The sequence below is a fragment of the uncultured Selenomonas sp. genome (genome assembly GCA_905372355.1).
Classification (GTDB): domain Bacteria; phylum Bacillota; class Negativicutes; order Selenomonadales; family Selenomonadaceae; genus Selenomonas.
Genome location: CAJPOT010000041.1, coordinates 1 through 3,141 on the forward strand (window position 1 = coordinate 1; position 3,141 = coordinate 3,141).

Consider the following 3,141-nt stretch of genomic DNA (forward strand, 5'->3'; position numbering starts at 1 on the left):
GGAGGCGTTGCAGATTCCCGCGGCAGAGCGTGCAAAGTATGCGGCGCTTGTCCGCGGATAAAAAGATGTGTCTCCCGCATGGCCTCCGATTCGTTTGTCCCGCCCCTGCCCCTGCAACATTTAGTATGCAAAGGCAGGGGCTTTGTGTTATAATGAAACGAATACTGTCTTGGCGCAGGCTTTTTTGCGTACGCTATCATCATAGATCCACAGAACAGACTAGGAGAGTGAAACTACTTGTTCGGAATATCTTCGATACTCAAACGCTTCCTTGGCGACAACAATGACAAGGAGATCGCGCGCTATACGGCGATCGTCGAGCAGATCAACGCGCTCGAACCCACGATGAAGAACCTCACGGACGACAAGCTGACGGGCTACACGCGCCGCTTCCGCGAGCAGCTGGCAGAGGGCGTGACGATGGAGGAGATCCTGCCCGAGGCGTTCGCCGTCGTGCGCGAGACCTCGCGCCGCGTGCTCGGCATGCGCCACTTCGACGTGCAGCTCATCGGCGGCATCTGCCTCCACGAGGGGCGCATCGCCGAGATGCGCACGGGCGAGGGCAAGACCCTCGTCGCGACCACGGCGGTCTACCTCAACGCGCTGGAGGGCAAGGGCGTCCACATGGTCACGGTCAACGACTACCTCGCGCGCCGCGACAGCGAGTGGATGGGCAAACTCTACCGCTACCTCGGGCTGTCCGTCGGACTGATCGCACACAACATGGACTTCCCCGAGCGCAAGGCGGCGTATGCGGCGGACGTGACGTTCGGCACGAACAACGAGTTCGGCTTCGACTACCTGCGCGACAACATGGTGCTCTCCGAGGGGCAGATGGTGCAGCGACCGCTGCACTACGCCATCGTTGACGAGGTGGACTCCATCCTCATCGACGAGGCGCGCACGCCGCTCATCATCTCGGGGCCGGGCACGAAATCCACGGACAACTACCGCGTCATGGCAGAGGCGGTGCGCCACCTGAAGGAGGGCGAGGACTACACGGTCGACGAGAAGCAAAAGACCGTCGCGCCCGCCGACTCTGCCGTGCCGAAGATCGAGAAGATCGTCGGCATCACGAATCTGTATGCCCCCGAGAACATCGAGCTGTCCCACTGCTTCACGGCGGCACTGCGCGCAAAGGCGCTGATGCACCGTGACCGCGACTATGTGGTGAAGGGCGACGAGATCGTCATCGTCGACGAGTTCACGGGACGCCTGATGGAGGGGCGCCGCTACTCCGACGGGCTTCATCAGGCGATCGAGGCGAAGGAGGGCGTCAAGATTCAGCGCGAGTCGCAGACGCTCGCGAGTATCACCTTCCAGAACTATTTCCGTATGTATGACAAGCTCGCGGGCATGACGGGCACGGCAAAGACCGAGGAGAACGAATTCCTGAAAATTTACAACCTGCCCGTCATCGTCATCCCGACGAACAAGCCGATTCAGCGTATTGATGAAGCAGATGTCATCTACAAGACGAAGGCGGCGAAGTATCGCGCCGTCGGGAACGCCGTCAAGGAAATCCACGAGACGGGGCAGCCCATCCTCATCGGCACAACCTCGATCACGCAGTCCGAGGAGATGTCGCATGTCCTCAAGAAGAACGGCATCCCGCACGTCGTCCTCAACGCCAAGTTCCACGAGAAGGAAGCCGAGATCGTCGCGAACGCGGGGCAAAAGGGTGCGGTCACGATCGCGACGAATATGGCGGGGCGCGGCACGGACATCAAGCTCGGCGAGGGCGTGGAGGCGCTCGGCGGACTCTACATCGTCGGCACGGAGCGGCACGAGTCGCGGCGCATCGACAACCAGCTGCGCGGCCGTTCGGGGCGTCAGGGCGACCCCGGCGCGTCGAAGTTCTTCCTCTCGTTGGAGGACGACCTGATGCGCCTCTTTGCATCCGACCGCATCGCAGGCATCATGGACCGCCTCGGCATGGAGGAGGACGAGCCGATCGAGCACGCGATCATCACGCGCTCGATCGAGCACGCGCAGAAGAAAGTCGAGGCGCGCAACTTCGACATCCGCAAGCACGTCCTCGAGTATGACGACGTGATGAACCAGCAGCGCGAAGTCATCTACGGCGAGCGCAGGAAGATCCTCAAGGGCGAGAATCTGCGCGAGAACATCCTCGCGATGGTAAAACACATCATCAAGGACGAGATGACGCAGTACGCGAACGAGAAACTGTACCCCGAGGAGTGGCAGCTCGACGCGCTCATCGAGGATGCGGAGAAGGTGTATGCGCCGCAGGGGCGCCTCAAAAAGGCGGAGCTTGAGCAGCTCGCGCGCGACGAGATCCAAGAGGAGCTCGAGAAGGTCGCCGAGGAGGGCTACAAGGCGCGTGAGCAGATGTTCGGCGAGGAGAATATGCGCGAGCTGGAGAAGGTCGTCATGCTCCGCGTCGTCGATCAGAAATGGATGGATCACCTCGACCACATGGATATGCTGCGCGAGGGCATCAACCTGCGCGCGTACGGTCAGCGCAACCCACTCGTCGAGTACAAGATCGAGGCGCTGACCATGTTCGAGGAGATGGAGGCGTCCATCATGGATCAGATCGCCTCCCTCATGTACCATGTGAGCATCGTGACGCCGCAGGGAGCGGCGGCCGTCGCTCCCACGTCGGAGGATGGAACGCCGCGCCCCGCACCCGTGGTGGACGAGGGCGCACAGCGCCGCGCGGAGCAGCTGCTCGCACGCGAGCGCTCGAAGCTCGAGGATCACCTCTCGACCGCGCGCGCCTCGCACGGCGATGAGTCCGCCCCCGCCGAGGCAAAGTCGGCGAAGAAGGACGAGAGCGGCAAGAAGGTCGGGCGCAACGACCCGTGCCCCTGCGGCAGCGGGAAGAAGTATAAGAACTGCCACGGGAAGGATAAGTAGGGGTAAGGGCGCTTTGGGCTAGATGGATTTTCTATCGTCGGCAATGCGTATGAGCAACGAGTGCCCCTATCGCCTCGCGTTGCTCGGCACTTCCCCCGCTCGGCGGGGGAAGCTATCTGCCGTTTCCGCAAGCCTCCCCCGTCGCGACGGGGGAGGGGGACCATGCGCAGCATGGTGGAAGGGGCGCTTTGGGCGAGATGGGCTTTCTATCGTCGGCAATGCGTATGAGCAACGAGTGCCCCTATCGCCTCGCGTTGC

Annotated in this window: 1 protein-coding gene; it reads left to right on the forward strand. The window is 62.1% G+C overall.

Annotated elements, in window-relative coordinates; translation table 11 throughout:
* Positions 1-237: 237 nt before the first annotated feature.
* Positions 238-2,883, forward strand: coding sequence for a preprotein translocase subunit SecA (gene secA / locus QZ177_RS10445; protein WP_006305475.1), 2,646 nt, complete (start codon positions 238-240; stop codon positions 2,881-2,883).
* The last annotated feature ends 258 nt before the right edge of the window (positions 2,884-3,141 follow it).